The following is a 17078-nucleotide window of genomic DNA, read 5'->3' as shown; positions in this document are numbered from 1 at the left end:
CGCGACATCAGATGGGATGTCGACGCTGTTCAGGATGTGCGAGGTGGTGATGCGCCCATGGTTTCGGAAGCCAGCGTGTCGCCCGTTTCGCGAGGCGCAGCCCGTCGCGCCAGAATGATCATTCCTATCGACGTCAGGACGGGGCCGGCGGCCATGAAACCGCGCAAATCCTTCGGGGTGGCGTCCGGATGAATTGCGGCGGCGACGATCAGCACGCCCAGCGCCAGGGTGATTTTCGCCAGGGCGCTGAAGATGGCGAAGGCCGGGCCCTGACGGTGGATCGGAAGGCGGGACGCCCAGTCGCTGAAGCTGGCCCATTTCGCCATGCCCAGACCGCCGTTGCCCAGGCCGAACAACCAGGCGCCGATGACGAAGGCGATCGGCGCGTCGAACGGCGCCAGGAGGAAGATCACGGCCCCGGCGGCCTGGAGCAGAGCCGAAACCGTGAAAAGGGCGATGCGGCGCGACGGTGGAAAGACCATGAGCCAGAGCGGTTGGCCGCAGCAGACGCCTGCGGCGGCGGCGATGATGAGGGCGCCGCCCGTCGTCGAGGAAGCGAAGGCGCGGGCCGCGAAGTAAGGCTCCAACTTCTGAAACAGAGAAGGGCCCAACATCATCAGGACCATCATGGCGAACAGGGGCCATAGGGCCGCCAAGCCGAGGCTCGGTCCTTTCAACGGAGACTGCACGTCAAGGTCGGCTGGATCCGAGCCCCTCAGGCGCCGGTTCAACAGAACCGCCGTCGTGATGGCGACCAGGGCCGCGATCAGCGCCAGGACGATGAGCATGACGCCGCCGCCGCCGCGCCGCTCAGCGGCGATCAGGGGCCCGACCACGGCGGCCACGCTCAGATTGCCCAGGCCGCTGGCGAAGATGCGCGTGACCGCAACACGCGATCGCGCCTCAACCTCTGCGGTCGCATTGGCCATCAGGGAGTTCTGAGAGACGTCATAGACGGCGAAGGCGAGGCGAAACAAGACGCCCGTCGTCAGGGCCCAGCCCACGCGCATCGGATAGGGAAGCAGGGCGGTTGCGACCACCCCCACCAAGGCGACGCCGCTAAAGATCGTGCCGAGGGATTGCAGCCCGGCTGCGCGCCTCATGCCCGCCGACCGGCGAAACAGGATGCGCCCAGCCTGAAGATCGAAGATCGCACTGATAAGAAAACCGATCGCCAAGACGCCGGCCATATGGGCGGGCGTCAGACCTGCAACCTCGGTCAGAAAGAAGGCGAACAGAACCTCTCCGCCGTACCAGAACAGACTCTTTCCGTAGTGAGCTGCACCATAGACGGCGGTTGTGGACCACCGGTCACGCCTGCCCAGCACCGAAACGCCCCCTGTCTCCCGGAAGCTTTTCTGACGCGTCCTAGAGGCTTTCACCTTAGCAGCCGCTTGTGACGGTCTCGCAACTGGGGCGCTGGGCGTCGCCGCAGCCAATCTGGGCGGTTTGGGCAGGCAATACCTTAGTCCTGGTCAATGGACGAGGCATCGCCGGCGCGGCCGGGATCAAAGACGGTTTCGCAAACCTGAGCGGTATTCCGCTGAGCGCCGCGGAGCGCGCGGATATCACCCAGGCGGGTTCCTCGGCCGTTTACGGATCAGACGCCCGTCGCTCACCTCACCACCAGATCGAATAGACCAGGATCAGGAAGGCGATGACGCCGACCCCGGCCAGGTTGAAGCCGAGCGAGGTCTTGTAGCTGATCTTGTCCAGCTTGATCTTCATGGCGTCGGGCTTGGCCGGCGCCAGCAGCGATACGACCACCGCCGCGATCAGCGAGACGATGAAGACGACGCCGACGCGGTTCATGAAGGGGAAGATGAACTGACCCGTCTCCTGCAGCCACCAGAAGACGGCCGACAGAACCACCGAGCCGATGGCGGCGGTCAGGGCGCCGGCTTCGGACGCGCGCTTCCAGAACAGGCCCAGCATGAAGATGACGACGATGCCCGGCGTGAAGAAGCCCGTGAACTCCTGGATGAACTGGAAGGCCTGGTCGAAGCCGCCCAGCAGGGGACGGGCGGTCAGGATGCCGATGATCACGGCGGCGACGGCGGCGATGCGGCCGACCGTGACCAGTTGATGCTCGGGCACGTCCTTCTTGATCTTGGCGTAGAGGTCCAGGGTGAAGATGGTCGAGATCGAATTCACCTTGGACGCCAGCGAGGCGATGATGGCGGCGATCAGGGCGGCGAAGACCAGACCCTTAAGACCGACCGGCAGCAGGTTCATCATCGACGGATAGGCCTGGTCCGGCGCCGGCAGGTTCGGGGCCAGCACCAGGGCGGCCATGCCGGGCAGGACCACGATCACCGGCATGAGCAGCTTCAGATAGGCGGCGAAGGCGATGCCCTTCTGGGCTTCAGGCAGGGACTTGGCGGCCAGGGCGCGCTGGATGATGTACTGGTTGAAGCCCCAGTAGCTGATGTTCATGATCCACAGCCCGCCCAGCAGGACGGCGATCCCCGGCAACTCCTGATAGTGAGGATTATCCGGCGACAGGATCATGTCGAACTTGTCGGGGAACTCGGTCAGCAGGGTGTTGAAGCCGGCCAGCGCGCCGCCCGCACCGCCGATGGTCGACAGGGCGATGAAGCCGATGATCAGGCCGCCGCAGACCAGCAGGGCCACCTGGACGATGTCGGTCAGGGCCACGGCCTTCAGACCGCCCCACAGCTGATAGGCCAGGGCGAAGACGCCGATGGCGACGATGGCGTAGTCCTGGTTGAAGCCCGTGACCGTGTGAACGGCGATGGCGCCCAGCCACAGGATCGAGGTCACGTTCACGAAGACGTAGAGCAGCAGCCAGAAGACAGCCATCACGTTTCGGATCGTCGGCCCGTACCGCTGCTGCAGGAACTGCGGCATGGTGACGATCTCGTTGCGCAGGAAGATCGGCAGGAAGAATTTCCCGACGATCAGCAGGGTGAGCGCCGCCATCCATTCATAGGAGGCGATGCCCAGGCCGATCACATAGCCGGACCCGCTCATGCCGATGATCTGTTCGGCCGAGATGTTGGCCGCAATCAGCGAGGCGCCGATAGCCCACCACGGCAGGCTCTTGGAGGCCATGAAATAGTCGGTGGAGGTCTTCTGCTCGCCGCCCTTGCTGCGAGAAACCCACTGGGCCAGGCCGAAGATGAAGACCGCGTAGATCGCCAGGATCGCCAGATCGACGCTTGCGAGCGACATAGTGTATCCCCCCCGTTCGGCCCATTCATTCGAGCTCGAACCGGAGCCTAGGTTAGGCCCCTGAACGTCGCAACGATTTTAATAGATGCGGCTGGACGTGCTGGAGGCGCTGTCCTCCCGGGGGAGGCGGCGATGACCCGCTCGCAGATGTCGGCCGCCCGCGTCCTGCACGCGGCCTCTGGCCTGATGTTCTACGCTCCCTTGGAAGAGATTCCCGAGGACGAGCGTGATGCGACGCAGCGGTGGTCCGGCTCCGCTCAGGCGGTCGCCAAGTCGATAAGGCGTGGGCGGCGCCATCCAGGATTGCCCGTTCGGTAAGGATCGGCGACGCAGAGATGAAATGTTGATGACGCATGTCAGCTTGGTCTGATCGCTCCGTCTCTCTGTCGTCTGCGCCTTCGGCAGACCTCGGGGGATCACACCAATGAACATCAAATCGCGCTATCTGGCGGCGGCGGGAAGCCTGGCCCTGGTCGCGGCCTTCCCGCAATGGGCGGCCGCCCAATCGCAGTCGCAGTCGCAGTCACGGTCCGCCACGACCGAGGCGGAAGAGGTCGCACAGCCCAATCCCGCCGTCCTGGATGACGTCGTCGTCACCGGCTATCTGCAAGGTCTGCGTCGGTCGATCGACGAGAAACGCAAGAACGACATGATCTCGGACAGCGTCAGCGCCGACGACATGGGCAAGCTACCGTCGTCGAACCTGACCGAAGCCGCATCGCGCATTCCCGGCGTCTCGGCCGTTCGCAACCACTTCACCGGCGAAGGCGACCGGGTCGTGATCCGGGGCATGGCGACCGAGTACAACGCCTATGCCGTCAACGGCGTCCGCATGGGCGGCACGGGGTCGCCGAACGACAACTTCTTCCGCGGGGTCCGGCTCAGCTTCCTGCCGACCTCGGGCGTGGACGCCATCACCGTCTATAAGAGTCTGCTCCCCTATATGGACGGCGACGCCATCGGCGGGACGATCGACATCAAGACGCCGACGGCCTTCGATTACGCCCCGACCTATGCGGCCGGTTCGATCGAGGGAACCCTGCTGCAACAGCGCGATGACCGAACCTCATGGGCGGCGGACGTCGCCTTGGGCAAGCAGTTTTCGGATCGGCTTGGCCTCTATGTGACCGGCAACTACTCCGAGCGCGGTTCGCAGTTCGAGCAGATCGGCAACTCCGGGGACAACATGCCCCGCACCTGGTACAGCACGACCGAGAGCCTGGATTTCGATCCCAAGACCTTCGTGTCGCGGGGTCTGGAGATGTCGACCGGCGATACGGATGTGACCCGCTGGGGTTTCAACGGCTCGCTGGACTACCGCGGCGACAACCACAGCTTCCACCTGCGTGGTCAGTACAATGAATATGAGGAAACGCAGTTCAGGAACCGTCTGAACTTCCGCAACGAAGGCGGCACCAAGGTCTCGGCCCGTCTGGAGCAGATGGACAAGACGCGAGGCGACCTGGCTCAGCCCGCTGACGCCGTCGTCGGCTACGACCCCAAGCTGGGGGCGATCTACAACTACACCCCCGCCCAGATCGTGGACCGCGACAAGGACGGAAAGATCACCGACGCCGACAAGGGCGCCGCCGGCTTCTACAGCCTGAACGGCGCCTCGGGCGCCTGGGACCCCAAGGGCTTCCGTCTGCGCCGCTATTGGGAAGGCGGCACGACGGAGGGCGTGCTGCAACTGATCAACCTGGGTGGCGAAAGCCGGTTCGGCGCCTTCACCCTGGACTATGACGCCTCCCATTCGGAGTCGGAAGACAACATCATCGACAGCTACGACATGTATTTCGGCCGCAACGCCTATCTGTGGAAAGGCAACGAGGGCGTCGAGATCGTCAGCCAGGATGATCCGCAGTATCTGAAATGGGTGCTGAACCCCGCCGGCATGGCCGCCGTTCAGGATCTGAAGGAATACACCGCCTCCGGCCTGAGCGGCGAATACGGCGGCGCCAAGGAGACCTTGAATCAGGCCCAGTTCAACCTGCGCTACGAACCCGCCGGGTCCTGGCTGCAAGAGGTGCGGGTCGGCGCCAAATACTACAAGTCCGAGCGTGAACGCCGTCAGGGCACGCTGATCGATCTGGCGCCCAAGGGAACCATGGCTGACTATTCGGCCCTGTTCGGCGAACCGGTCACGGACATGTTCGACGGCCGCTACACCGGCCTCTACCAACTCGGCGCCGTGATCGACACGGACAAGATGATGGCCGAGATCGATCGCGCCAAGGCAGGGAACTCCACCCTGCTGGCCCTGAAAGAGACGGAGTCGCTCGATTACGCCTCCACCTGGTTCTACGACGAACAGGTGGTGTCGGCCTATGTGATGGGCACGGCTCGCTTCGGCGCCGCCGAGATCATCGCCGGGGTTCGAATGGAGGACACCGACAACGAAATCCGCGCCTGGACGGAAGATCCGGTGCGGGGCGAAGACTACGCCCTGGACAACACCGGCTTCACCAACTGGCTGCCGTCGGTGCATCTGAACTATGATCTGACGCCCAGCGCCAAGCTGCGGGCGGCGATCTGGACCAGCGTGTCGCGCCCGGACATCAACCGGATGACCTCGGTCAAGGAATACAGCTACGACCAAGATCCCGACGGCGACGGCAAGACCAATCCGACCACGGAGTGGGTCCTGACCGGCATCGTGCAGGGCAATCCCGAACTGAAGCCGATGACCTCGATCAACTATGATCTGTCGGCGGAGTATTACAACGGCCGGACCGGCGCCTATTCGGTGGCCCTGTTCTACAAGGATCTGGACAAGTTCCTGTACCGGTCGTCCTCATCGGTCATCCGCGACGGCACCCTGGGCGAGTTCGACGATCCGTCGGGCATCTCCGTCTCCATGCCGATGAACGGCCGCAAGGCCGAAATCCACGGCGTCGAGATCAATGCGCGCCAGCAGCTGCATTGGCTGCCGGCGCCGTTCGACGGCTTGGGCGTGGCCCTGAACGCCACCATTCAGCGTTCGTCGGCCGAGACCGGCCTGTCCTGGCATCCGCAGGGTTACACCCTGCCGTTCATGGAGACCCCAGACCACATCGTGAACCTGGAGCTGTTCTGGGAACGCAACGGCTGGGAAGCCTATGTCGCCTATAACTACCAGGACAAGTCGCTGGAAGACATCGAGGACTTCGGCAATGACCCCTATGAGCAGGACTACCACTTTGTGGACCTGATGATGCGGCGTCAGATCACGCCGAACCTGACGGCGACCTTCAAGGTGCAGAACCTGCTGGACAGTTACACCTACTACTACACCTTCGGGTCCGGGAAGGGCGGCGTTCGCGACTATATCGAGAACGGACGCTATCTGAGCCTGAACCTGAACTGGCGTCTCTGACGATGCCCGGCCGCTCGCGGAAGACACTGCGAGCGGCCTTTTCTTCTCCAACCGAGGTATTCCCATGCGCCTGTCCCTGCGCCTCGCCGCGGCCCTGTCTTGCAGCGTCCTTGCCTTCGCCGCCGTCCCGGCCGCCCAGGCTGAGAGCCTGCCCGAGCGGGTCATTGTCAATCTGACCGAAACGCCGGCCACCAGCCTGGCCTTCAACTGGCGCGCCGAGGCCGGGGGCGGGGAGGGGTTTATCGAATATGCACCCCTGACGCCCGGACCGGCCTATCCTCAGACTGCGGTGCGGATCGCGGCGAAACGCACCGCCGCCGCCTTCACGACCCGCGATCAGGAGCAGGTTTCCGCCGACTACTACAGCGTTCAGCTGACCGGCCTGACGCCGAACACCCAATATGTCTATCGCGTCGGCCGCGAGGGCGCTTGGTCGGCGTGGCGTCAGGTAAGAACCGCCGCCGCCGAGGCCCGCCCCTTCACCTTCCTCTATGTGGGCGACGTCCAGAACGACATCCGCTCGATGGGCGGCCTGGCCGTGCGTCGCGCCCTGCGTCAGACGCCGGACGCGGCCTTCATGCTGTTCGCCGGCGACCTGATCAATCGGGCTGACAATGACGGGGAATGGGGCCAGTGGTTCGACATGGACCCGCATCGGCTGGCGGAGACCCCGTCGCTGATGACGCCTGGCAATCATGAATATATGAAGCCCGAAGGCGCGGAGGCGCAGCAGCTGGCGCCCCAGTGGCGGCTTCAGTTCAACCTGCCGGACAACGGCCCCTCCGAATGGCTCAGCGAAACCGTCTATCGCGTCGATTATCAGGGGGTGCGCGTCATCTCGCTGGACGCCGACATGATGGATGAAGACCCTCAGTCGGCACGTGATCAACTGGCCTGGCTCGAGGGTCAGTTGACGGACAATCCGGCGCGCTGGACCGTCATCCTGATGCACTATCCGCTCTATTCGACGGCTAGGGGCCGAGACGGCGCCGAGTTGCGGGCGGTGCTTCAACCCGTGCTGGATCGCCATCACGTCGATCTGGTCCTGGCCGGTCACGACCACACCTATGGACGCGGGCGGCCGCACGATCAGGGCCCGGTCTATATGGTCTCCAACGTCGGGCCGAAACAGTATCCGCTGGGCGACATCGACTGGCCTGTCCGCAAGGGCAGCGGGATCCAGGTGTTCCAGCAGATCGAGGCGACGCCGGATCGGCTGACGGTGCGGGCCTTCACTATGGACGGTCTGCTGTACGACGCCTTCCAGCTCGACAAGACCGGCCAGGGCGCGGCGCGCCTGACCGACCTTAAGCCTGCGACCCCGGAGCTGATCCTGCGACGGGAGGACCGGTGATGCGCCGGCGCGTCGGTCTGGTCGGGCTGATCGCGATCGCGGGGCTGGCGGCGGCGCCGGCCCTGGCCGATCCGGTCTGTGGAGAGACTGCGGCCATGTCGCGTCTTCAGACCGACCTGGCCCAGCCGCGCGGCGTCTTGCTGATCGCGGCTCACCGGGCGGGGCATCTGGATGCGCCGGAGAACTCTTTGGCCGCCGTCGATGAAGCGGTGCGCGAGGGCGCCGACATCGTCGAACTGGACGTCAAGGTCTCGGCCGACGGCGTGCCCTTTCTCATGCATGATCGGACGGTGACGCGGACCACCGGCGGCGTCGGCGAGGCGGAAAGCCTCACCCATGGCCAACTGCGGGATCTGCGATTGGCGAACAGCGCCGAACCGCCGCCGACCCTGGTTGAGGCTCTCCGCAGGACGTGCGGTCGGGTGCTGGTCGATCTGGACATGAAGACGGATCGCGTCGCGGCCGTGGCGGCGGTGGTGGAAGGACTGGGGATGACCGACCAGGTCGTCTTCTTCGACTCGGACGGAGAGGTGCTGCGGGCGGTGCGACGGCTCCTGCCCCGCGCGCACGTCATGCCGCGCGTCGACCGTCCAGACGGTCTAGGGGCCGCGCTCGCGGGACTTGCGGATGTGGCGATCGTGCATGGCGATCCCGACTCCCTGACCCCGGACCTTCGGCGCGGCGTGCGCAGGCTGCCTGCGCGGATCTGGGTCAACAGCCTGGGCGAGGTGGATCACGCCGTGGCGAGCGGCGCACCGGATGTCTGCGCTCGTCTGGAGGGGCTGCTGGCGATGGATGCCAACGTCATCCAGACCGACCGACCGCGCGCATTGCGGCGCGCCGCGGCCGACTGCGGGCTTTCGGCGCGTCCGTGATGGAGGTCCTGCCGTCATGGGGGGACTGGAGGCGGGACGCCCTCGATCCGTCCCGCGTTCGGTCAGGCGGCTTTGGCCGGTCCAGCACAGGTCCGACCCCCGATCCGGTCGGCGGCCGGTTCAAAGCGGCGTCGGCGTCGGTGCGCGTGAGGACGCCCCGCCGGGGGCGGGGACTGATACTCGAGATCGTGCTGGGCGAGGACGCCTGGTTCTGTGTCAGCGACGAGGCGGGCCTTTATCCCACGCGCCGCCACAGGGTCAGCGCCGGCGCGCCCTTGCGCCTTCGCCTTCCGGTTCGGGCGGACGGCGGCTACGACCTGACCGTCTCGCGCCTGGGCGGCGACTTCAGGCGGCGATTTTCGGGGCGGCTGGCGTCGAAAGACCAGGTCAGAAGCTGCGGCTGATCGCCAAGGTCACCGTGGGCCCAGTACGGATGTATTCGCGCAGATCCTCCGATCCCGAACCGAAGGTGTACCAATAGGTATGACTGTTCAGCAGATTGCGTACCTGGATCGAAGCGAAGCCGTCTGCGCCCCACCGCCGCCGAAGACTGACGTCCACAAAGCTGTAGGGCTGTTCGTAAGGGTCGTTGGCGAAACTATCCATGCCTTCCAGGAAGCCCGACTGGCGGTTCCAGCCGGCCGCCGCCTCCCATCCGCCGCCTTGCCAGAACAGTTCGACGCTCGCCAGGGTCTCGGGCGTCTCGGTGAAGGGGAGGCGATCGCCGCGGCGCCAGCTGATGTTGGCGTCGGCGCGGCTGACCTGCCAGGTCAGGTTGGCTGAGACGCCCAGGCCGTCCAGCGGCGCGGGCGCCCAGTCCAGATTGTGACGGATCGCCAGTTCCATTCCGCTGATCCGCGCCTTGCGCCCGTTGGCGTAGGCTCGCACGGGCGCGCCGTTCTCTTCCCCCCGCTCTATCAGCCCGCCGTCGCGAATCGAGCTGGTGGAGGCCCGATAGAGGAAGTTGCGGATATCCTTGTGAAACAGGGCGGCTGACCAGGCCGTTGATCGACCATAGCGTTCCAGCGACAGATCATAGCCGACCGCCTCCATGGGTTTCAGATCCGGATTGCCCTGGCGGATTTCCTGAAGGGTCCAGTCGGTCTTGGGATTGGTCTTGCCGTCCCGGTCGGGGTCCTGGTCATAGACATACTGCCGCGCCGTCGTCATTCGGGCGATGTCGGGCCGGGCGAAACTGGTCCAGACCGCCGCCCGCAATACCCTGTCGCCGTGAAAGGAGCGGCGCAGGTGCAGAGACGGCAGCACATTGGTGAAACTGTTGCGGCGATGGTCTCGGCCGTCGCCGCGAAGCGCGTCCAGGATGGGATAGCCGACGTCGGATCGGGTGTGTTCGATCCGGACGCCGCCCGTGATCTGGGTCTCGTCCCATCGGGCGGCGGCCATGACATAGGCGGCGGCGTCCTGTTCCTTCAGCCGAAAGCGTTCTGTGCTGGTCTGAGCCTTGAACTTGGGATCAATGGTGAAATAGGCGCTGTCCCCGCGATAGGCCCGGTCGATCTCGGCCGCCATCCGCCGATTGTCCAGGACGACGCCCAGGCGGTGGTCGCCGACATAGCGGCCGTCGAACAGGTCGGTGACCGGCGTACCGAACAAGCCGTCCAGGTCGGCCAGGGTTTCCGGTCCGATCAGGTCGGGCCGGGCGGCGCCTGAGTTGCGGCGGCTGGAGCGCATGTATCGCCCCCCGACTTGTATCGACTCCAGCCAGCCGCTGCTCGGCGTATAGGTCAGATCGAACTGCGCCTGGCCCAGGGTTTCGGACGTGCGCTCCCACTCCTCGCCCAGATGTCTAAAATCAAAGGCGGCGGGGTCCTGAACCGCAGCCATGCCTGCGGGGTTGAGCCCCCACAGCCGAAAGCGCGGGTCGCCGGTCTCGATCACCTTTATCCCGCGATTGCCCAGCCATTCGACCGCGTCCGTCCGGAATTCCAGAAGCGCGCCGCCGTCCAAATCATCCCTGGACCGCGACAGCGACAGGTCATAGGCGATCCGCCAGGGACCGCCCCATCGCCGTCCGCCCAGGTTCAGGGAAGACAGGAGGCCCGATTCACGGGTCGATTCCCAGAACCGTCTCAATCGGAACCCCATCGGATCCCACACGCCCGAAGCGCCCGCCAGGCTGTAGACGGAGCGGACCTTGCGGTCGGCGTCGGTGATCCGTCCGTCTCCGTCCACATCCTTCACGTCTGCGGTCGAATAGCCGTAGATGCGCCCCAGGCTGGGATCAGAGCCAACCACCATGGCGTCCGGCTGAGCCAGACCGGTTCTCCGGCTGTCCACCTGGACCAGCCGCTCGGTCCCCGCCAGGCCGTCGTTGCGGAAGTTCAAACGGTTTCGATACTCCTCGCCCTCATAGCGGTTGTACTGAAGCCGCAGGTGAAGGTCCTGGTGCGCGCCGCGCCAGTCCAGGCTTCCGTTCAGACCCAGGCGACGCACCTGGGTCTCGCCGACCGCCAACTCCATGCCCCTCATGACGAACTGGTCGAAATCCCAGCCGGTCGAATAGACGGTGTCGAACCAGACGGTCGGCAGGTCGTCGCTGTCGCCGCCGACCATCTCGAACTGCGAGCGGGCGTCGCTCCAGTTGGCGGCGACGAACAGACCCAGCCGATCGCCGAACCGATGCGAAACCGCCAGGGCAGCCTTGCCCGATTTCGGTCGGTCGAACCGGGTCAGCCAGCCGTGCTCGACCGACAGCCGCACCTGGTCGCGGTCGGTGTCGAAGGCTGTGGGGGTCTGGATGTCGATCAGCCCGCCCAGGGCGTCGCCGTCCAGATCGGGCGTCAAGGTCTTGCGCACGATCAGGTTCTGGATCCCCTCGGGCGGCAGATAGCTGAGACGGACGCCGCGATAGAATTTGTCCGCCCGCGACCCGGCGCCGCCAAAACGCACGCCGTTGATTCGATAGGCGTTCCATTCGGTGGACATGCCGCGAACCGTCAGTCGGTCGCCTTCGCCGGTCTGATGGTTGCGGACGGCGTTGACGCCAGGCAGGCGCGAAAGACTTTCCGCCAGATTGTTGGTGGGCAGCAGGCCTTGATCATCGGCGCTGACCACGTCGCTGACGCCGTCATAGGCGCGTTTGATCGCCAGGGCGTCGTCGATCGCGCCCTTGCGTCCCAGGACCACCACCTCTTCGAGCTCGGCCGCAGGCTGGGGCTGGGGCTGAGGTTGCGGCTGGGCGCGCTCGACGATCAGGGTCCGGCCCACGATCCGGCCCCGCAGATCGGGGTGGGCGGCCAGCAGCCGGTTCAGGGCGGTCCAGGCGGTGGTTCGGGCCTGTACCCCCGGCGTGCGGCGGCCCCCCACCAGATCGGCGTCCGCCAGCACCGCCAGACCCGATTGGCGCGACAGCGCCCGAAGAGCCTCGGCCATGGGGCCGCTGGATATCTGAAATCTATGGGCTGTTCGGTCAGGTGTGGACTGAAGGTCCCGAGCTTCAGCCTGTGCCGGCAGAAGTCCCGCCGCAAGCCACAGGCTCGTCGCCGCTACGGCGCTCCACAGCCTTGCACGGCCCGCCCCCATGCCTGGCTTACCGCTCGATCAGCAGACGGCCGGAGGCTTCCCTGCGAAGGGTCAGGCCCTGCATGTCCGCGACGGTGGTCAGGACGTCCTGAGGCTCAGAGGCGGCGAACCGCCCGCTGATCCGGCGGCGGCTCAAGGCGGGATCGGCCAACTCGGCCTTCAGCCCCGGCGATCGGCGCTTCAGCTCGATCAGCAGGTCGGCCAGGCTCATATTGTCCGCGTCGATCCATCCCTCGGTCCAGTCCGGCGTCGTCACATCGGCGTCCAGCCGCTGGATCGGCCCGGCGGCGCCGTCGCTCAGCAATCGGCGGCCAGCGGTCAGAACCTGACGGCGCTCGGGATGGTTCAGTGGAACCACCTCGACCCGACCTTCCAGAACCGTGACCTCCACCGCGCCGCCGCTGCGTTCATCGACGTTGAAGCGGGTGCCCAAGGCCGTGATGCGGTGGGTCGCCGTAAGGACGGAAAACGGACGTCTGGCGTCCTTGGCCACTGAGAAGAAGCCTTCGCCGCTGAGCCAGACGTCGCGCCGTTCCGGTCCGAAGGCCGTGCGGACGCGGCTGTCGCCGTTGAGCTGGATCAGAGAGCCGTCCTCCAGCGCCGCCTGAAGACTTTGTCCCGCCACGCCCTCCAGCCTTTGTTCGACGACGACGGGCGCAGAGGGCCACATCAGCACGGCCAGCGCCGCGCAGGCCGCCGCCGCTAAGCCGCCGACCCAAAGCCGTGAAGACCAGCGGTGGAACAGCCGAGGCGCAGGATGGAGGCCGGCGCGCCGAGAACGTCCGGCTTCGGCCGCCAACCGCGCAGTGACCGCGGCAAGGGCGGGATCGGTCAGCAGGCGCTCCTGGGCGTCCAAGAGGCGCGCGCGGTCCGGGGCCTCCGCAAGCCAGGCGCGCAGCGCCTGGTCAGCCGCCGCATCCATCTCGCCGCAGCGGCGCCGGTCGGCCCACAGGGCGGCCTGTTCTTCTGGGGTGGGCGCAGACGGCCTCATCGGGCGCGCTCCATGTCCACCGCGCGGCGGACCTCAACGGCCGCGCGGCTGAAGTGTTTCTGGGCCGCCTCGACTGAAATGTTCAGCCGGGCGGCGATCTCGGCGTAGCTGAGATCGGCGGACTGTCTCAGCACAAAGACTTCGCGCCTCAGCCGCGGCATGCGCTGAAGCGCACGGGTGAAAAGGTCCGCTCTCTGCTTCATGTCGAGAACCTCGAATGGAGAGGGGGCGTCCGACGCCGCCGCCTCGTCGATCGCCTCGCCGGCCGACGGAGAGGCGACGCGCCTGCGATCGCTCAGCAGGTTCAGGGCCACCCGGAAGGCGTAGGCCACCGGATCCTTCAGCGGCGCAGCCTGAGATCGCGCCAGGACGCGGGCGTAGGCCTCCTGACTGATGTCGTCGGCGTCCTCATCATTGTGGACGCGGCTGCGGACGAAGGCGCGCAGACGCACGGCGTTCTTGGCCAGCAGTCGTCCCGCACCCAAATCCTGAACTGACATCCCATCCCCGTGGGCCCACCCGTTGGGCCGCGCTTTTACGGCTCAACGATGACGTTCCGAAAACAGTCCGGCGAATAATCGCGGCGACGGCCTTCGCCGACCAAGACGGTCAGGCGCTCATTGACGGGGAGGGCCGACGACGACGGATGACGTCTTCTGACGCATCGCCCCAATTGCCGAGATCGCCGCTCTTGCCGAGTCGCGTCGCTTGCTGCCAAGTTTCCCGAAAAACGAGGAAATGTGAGCGTGCGCCAGTTGAAGAAGATCCTGATCGTCGGGGGCGGTTCGGCCGGCTGGATGGCGGCGGCCTTGTTCTCCCGCCTGTTTCGGGGGCTTTACGACATCACCCTGATCGAATCGGAAGCGATCGGCACGGTCGGCGTGGGCGAAGCGACCATTCCAGCCATCAAGACCTTCAACGCGCTGATCGGTTTGGACGAGGCCGACTTCATGCGGCGGACCCAGGCCAGTTTCAAACTGGGCATCCAGTTCATCGACTGGGACCGGATCGGCTCCAGCTACATCCACGGCTTCGGCGTCATCGGGCGCGATCTGGAATGGCTGCGCTGCCACCAATACTGGCTGAAGATGCGCGCTGCGGGTCGCGCGTCGGACTTCGCCGCCTATTCGATCAATACGGCGGCGGCCTTGCAGAACCGTTTCATGCGGGCCGATCCCCAGAGAAATGGTTCGCCGCTGGGCCATATCGCCCACGCCTTCCATTTTGACGCCGGTCTTTACGCTAAATATCTGCGCGGCCTGTCGGAGGCGGCGGGGGTGCGACGGCGCGAGGGCAAGATCGCCTCGGTTCAGTTGCGGCCCGACGACGGCTTCGTCCAGTCAGTGACGATGGAGGACGGGGCGGTGGAGGCGGCCGATCTCTTCATCGACTGCTCGGGCTTTCGCGGCCTGATCATCGAAGAGGCGATGAAGACCGGCTATGAGGACTGGACCCATTGGCTGCCCTGCGACAGGGCCTTGGCCGTGCCCTGCGCCCGCACCGAACCCTTCACCCCCTACACGCGCGCCACCGCCCGGCCGGCCGGATGGCAGTGGCGCATTCCGTTGCAGCACCGCACCGGCAACGGCCACGTCTATTCCAGCCGCTATATGGACGAGGCGGAGGCCGAACGGATTCTGCTGTCCAATCTGGATGGGGAACAGCTGGCCGAACCCAATCGCATCCGTTTCGTCGCGGGCAAGCGACGCCAGGTCTGGAACAAGAACTGCGTCGCGGCCGGTCTGGCCTCCGGCTTTCTGGAGCCTTTGGAATCCACCAGCCTGCACCTGATCCAGTCGGTCCTGACCCGTCTGGTGCGACTGATGCCGGACGGCGGTTTCGACCCGACCACCATCGCCGAGTTCAATCGTCAGATGGACTTTGAATATGAGCGGATCCGCGACTTCGTCATCCTGCATTACAAGGCGACCTATCGGGACGACACGCCCTTCTGGCGGGATTGCCGCGACATGGCCGTTCCCGACACCCTCCAGCGCAAGATGGACCTGTTCCGCGCCAACGGCCGGGTCTTCCGGGAGGACGACGAGCTGTTCACCGAGGAAAGCTGGATCCAGGTCTTCCTGGGCCAGGGTGTGATCCCCGCCGGCTATGATCCGCTGGTCGACGTCACGCCCGAAGCGGAGATCGAGCGGTTCCTGAACGATGTGGAGACGGTGATCGGCAAATGCGTGGCGGTCATGCCGTCCCACGCCGACTATGTGGCCCGGGTCTGTTCCGCGGTCGCCGCCTGACTCGTCCGGCGGATTGCAGGCCTTAGAACCGTCCAGGCCAGGAGGGCGGCGATGGCGGCCAGGGCGCCGTTCATGGCCCAGGCGGCGGAGTCTTCGTAATGGGCGCCGTGGCGAACCAGGTGTGTCAGCACGACCAGCCCCAGGGCGACGGCGGAGACGAGCCGCAGGATGCGCGACAAGCGCGCCGGTTCGACCCAGACTGACAGTCCCAGGGTCGTCCCCGTGACCAGACCCCAGACCAGTAGGGGCGTCGAGGCGGCGGTGGAGGACAAGCCCAGGACAATAAGGGCCGAGGCGGCGAAGGCGAGGGGTTGGCTCCAGACCGCGCCGATCCAGATCCGTTCCCACCGCGGCGCGGGGCGGCCCTTGTCGCGTCGCCGCGCCAGCCAGATGGCGACGCCGCTGGCCGTCACCGCCGTCAAGGCCAGACCCAGCAGTCCATAGGCGATCTTGACGACGATGCCGCCGAACCAGCCGAAATGCAGCGGCCCCAGGGAGGCCAGAATCTTCTGCCCCAGGTTCGGCTCAGCCGTGCGGCTGATGTTGAGCAGGCGACCCTGTCCGTCGAAATAGAGGTTGGAGCCCGCCATCACCCGATTGGGTTTGGCGACGTTGACCACGACCGTCTGCCCCTGTTCCGCAGGGTGTTCGATGCTGATGAAGGTCGGCCGCGCATCGGGCGCCAGCCGCTGGGCCGTCTCGATTGCGGCGGCCAGGTTGGGCGGGGCGACCGCCGGGCGCGGGTCGTCGGGGATGACCGGAACGAAAAGCGCGTAGGCCTTGGAGGTGTCGCCCTGGAACATGGCCAAGGCCAGAATTCCGACGATGAGGGTGCTGAGGCCCAACAAGGCGCCCGTCAGCGAGACGATGACGTGAAAGGGCAGGGCCCACACACCCGCCCGATTGTGCAGATCGGCTTCCTGCAGCCGCTTGGCGCCGCCCCAGCGTAGATGAAAGGCGTCCTTGAACACGCGCGGATGGGCTAGGACGCCAGAGATCAGCGAGGACAGAAGGGCGACCCCCGTCAGGCCCACGACGAAGCCGCCCCAGGCGCGGGGCAGATGCAGGGCGGTGTGCAGCAGGACCATGAACTCAGTCCAGACGGCCTCGCCTTCATCCCCCAGTCGCCCGGCCGCATCCGCGGCGTAGGTATGCTCCACGCCGTCGGCGTCCGTGCTCACCGTCAAGCGAGGCAGGTCCGGGGTGGGGGGCAGGATGCGGACATGCTCCACCGTCGTCGAGGAACGAGCGATGGCCTGTTCCATGGCGGTCTGCAGGGCGGCCGGCGTCACTGCGGCGATGGGCGTCGCATTCGGCTGTTCCCAACGCTGGAACTCCCGCGCGAAGACGGCGACCGATCCTGAGAAGCAGACCAGATAGATCAAGGCTGCGAAGGCCAAGCCGAGGGCGGAGTGGCCTGCCAGGACGGACCGGACGAATCCAGCCGGGACCTTGGGCCAGATCGGCCTGCCGGCCTTTTTGGGCGCGGGATCGAGGCGGTTGTCCTTCATCG

At 65.9% G+C, this 17078-nt stretch carries 13 protein-coding genes; 7 read left to right on the top strand and 6 right to left on the bottom strand.

What is annotated here, in order from left to right; genetic code table 11:
* Positions 1-29: 29 nt before the first annotated feature.
* Positions 30-1328, bottom strand: a complete 1299-nt coding sequence (locus GGQ93_RS07205; RefSeq protein WP_183215993.1) for an MFS transporter — start codon at positions 1326-1328, stop codon at positions 30-32.
* A gap of 68 nt (positions 1329-1396) precedes the next feature.
* Here GGQ93_RS07205 and GGQ93_RS07200 point away from each other — a divergent pair, with 68 nt between their 5' ends.
* Complete coding sequence (locus tag GGQ93_RS07200) at positions 1397-1639, top strand: TonB-dependent receptor plug domain-containing protein (RefSeq protein ID WP_152949854.1); 243 nt, start codon at positions 1397-1399, stop codon at positions 1637-1639.
* Here the strand turns inward: GGQ93_RS07200 and GGQ93_RS07195 are convergent.
* Positions 1621-3195: a sodium/sugar symporter gene (locus tag GGQ93_RS07195; protein ID WP_183215991.1), complete on the bottom strand. Its 1575-nt coding sequence runs from the start codon at positions 3193-3195 to the stop codon at positions 1621-1623. The two genes, GGQ93_RS07200 and GGQ93_RS07195, sit on opposite strands and share 19 nt — an antisense overlap.
* Before the next feature lie 132 nt (positions 3196-3327).
* On the opposite strand from GGQ93_RS07195, the gene GGQ93_RS07190 reads away from it, so the two are divergent.
* The 5 genes from GGQ93_RS07190 (at position 3328) to GGQ93_RS16405 (ending at position 9183) form a co-directional block, all read left to right on the top strand.
* The gene (locus GGQ93_RS07190) at positions 3328-3513 is read left to right on the top strand and encodes a hypothetical protein (RefSeq protein ID WP_054765350.1); all 186 of its coding nucleotides are present in this window, start codon (positions 3328-3330) and stop codon (positions 3511-3513) included.
* A 106-nt stretch (positions 3514-3619) separates the two neighbouring features.
* Positions 3620-6550 (top strand): TonB-dependent receptor, encoded by a 2931-nt coding sequence (locus GGQ93_RS07185; protein ID WP_183215990.1) that lies wholly within the window; start codon positions 3620-3622, stop codon positions 6548-6550.
* Between the two features lie 64 nt (positions 6551-6614).
* Entirely contained in the window at positions 6615-7904 is a 1290-nt protein-coding gene (locus GGQ93_RS07180) for a purple acid phosphatase family protein (protein ID WP_183215988.1), read from the top strand.
* On the top strand, positions 7904-8779 hold the full coding sequence (locus GGQ93_RS07175) for a glycerophosphodiester phosphodiesterase family protein (RefSeq protein ID WP_183215986.1): 876 nt from the start codon (positions 7904-7906) through the stop codon (positions 8777-8779). Before GGQ93_RS07180 ends, GGQ93_RS07175 begins: the two co-directional genes overlap by 1 nt.
* Positions 8780-8925: 146 nt before the next feature.
* Positions 8926-9183, top strand: a complete 258-nt coding sequence (locus GGQ93_RS16405; RefSeq protein WP_183215984.1) for a phospholipase domain-containing protein — start codon at positions 8926-8928, stop codon at positions 9181-9183.
* On the opposite strand, the gene GGQ93_RS07165 is transcribed toward GGQ93_RS16405, so the two are convergent.
* From GGQ93_RS07165 to GGQ93_RS07155, 3 genes are all read right to left on the bottom strand, one after another.
* Positions 9167-12172, bottom strand: coding sequence for a TonB-dependent receptor (locus GGQ93_RS07165; RefSeq protein ID WP_183215982.1), 3006 nt, complete (start codon positions 12170-12172; stop codon positions 9167-9169). The genes GGQ93_RS16405 and GGQ93_RS07165 overlap by 17 nt on opposite strands.
* Positions 12173-12329: 157 nt before the next feature.
* A complete protein-coding gene (locus GGQ93_RS07160; protein WP_183215980.1) occupies positions 12330-13313 on the bottom strand; it encodes a FecR family protein in 984 nt (327 codons plus the stop codon).
* A complete protein-coding gene (locus tag GGQ93_RS07155; protein ID WP_183215978.1) occupies positions 13310-13813 on the bottom strand; it encodes a sigma-70 family RNA polymerase sigma factor in 504 nt (167 codons plus the stop codon). Before GGQ93_RS07155 ends, GGQ93_RS07160 begins: the two co-directional genes overlap by 4 nt.
* A 246-nt stretch (positions 13814-14059) precedes the next feature.
* On the opposite strand from GGQ93_RS07155, the gene GGQ93_RS07150 reads away from it, so the two are divergent.
* Positions 14060-15565, top strand: a complete 1506-nt coding sequence (locus tag GGQ93_RS07150; RefSeq protein ID WP_183215976.1) for a tryptophan halogenase family protein — start codon at positions 14060-14062, stop codon at positions 15563-15565.
* Here the strand turns inward: GGQ93_RS07150 and GGQ93_RS07145 are convergent.
* Positions 15529-17076, bottom strand: coding sequence for a PepSY-associated TM helix domain-containing protein (locus GGQ93_RS07145; RefSeq protein ID WP_183215974.1), 1548 nt, complete (start codon positions 17074-17076; stop codon positions 15529-15531). The two genes, GGQ93_RS07150 and GGQ93_RS07145, sit on opposite strands and share 37 nt — an antisense overlap.
* Between the last annotated feature and the right edge of the window lie 2 nt (positions 17077-17078).

Origin of the sequence: Brevundimonas aurantiaca (genome assembly GCF_014199955.1) — a bacterium.
Lineage (GTDB): Bacteria > Pseudomonadota > Alphaproteobacteria > Caulobacterales > Caulobacteraceae > Brevundimonas > Brevundimonas aurantiaca.
Note: the sequence above shows the minus strand (reverse complement) of the source record. Positions and strands in the feature narration are given on the sequence as shown.

Bases quoted from the DNA above. Each gene is read 5' to 3' on its own strand.
- GGQ93_RS07195 (WP_183215991.1), bottom strand. From the start codon at position 3,195: ATGTCGCTCGCAAGCGTCGATCTGGCGATCCTGGCGATCTACGCGGTC.
- GGQ93_RS07190 (WP_054765350.1), top strand. From the start codon at position 3,328: ATGACCCGCTCGCAGATGTCGGCCGCCCGCGTCCTGCACGCGGCCTCT.
- GGQ93_RS07185 (WP_183215990.1), top strand. From the start codon at position 3,620: ATGAACATCAAATCGCGCTATCTGGCGGCGGCGGGAAGCCTGGCCCTG.
- GGQ93_RS07180 (WP_183215988.1), top strand. From the start codon at position 6,615: ATGCGCCTGTCCCTGCGCCTCGCCGCGGCCCTGTCTTGCAGCGTCCTT.
- GGQ93_RS07175 (WP_183215986.1), top strand. From the start codon at position 7,904: ATGCGCCGGCGCGTCGGTCTGGTCGGGCTGATCGCGATCGCGGGGCTG.
- GGQ93_RS07165 (WP_183215982.1), bottom strand. From the start codon at position 12,172: ATGGCCGAGGCTCTTCGGGCGCTGTCGCGCCAATCGGGTCTGGCGGTG.
- GGQ93_RS07160 (WP_183215980.1), bottom strand. From the start codon at position 13,313: ATGAGGCCGTCTGCGCCCACCCCAGAAGAACAGGCCGCCCTGTGGGCC.
- GGQ93_RS07155 (WP_183215978.1), bottom strand. From the start codon at position 13,813: ATGTCAGTTCAGGATTTGGGTGCGGGACGACTGCTGGCCAAGAACGCC.
- GGQ93_RS07145 (WP_183215974.1), bottom strand. From the start codon at position 17,076: ATGAAGGACAACCGCCTCGATCCCGCGCCCAAAAAGGCCGGCAGGCCG.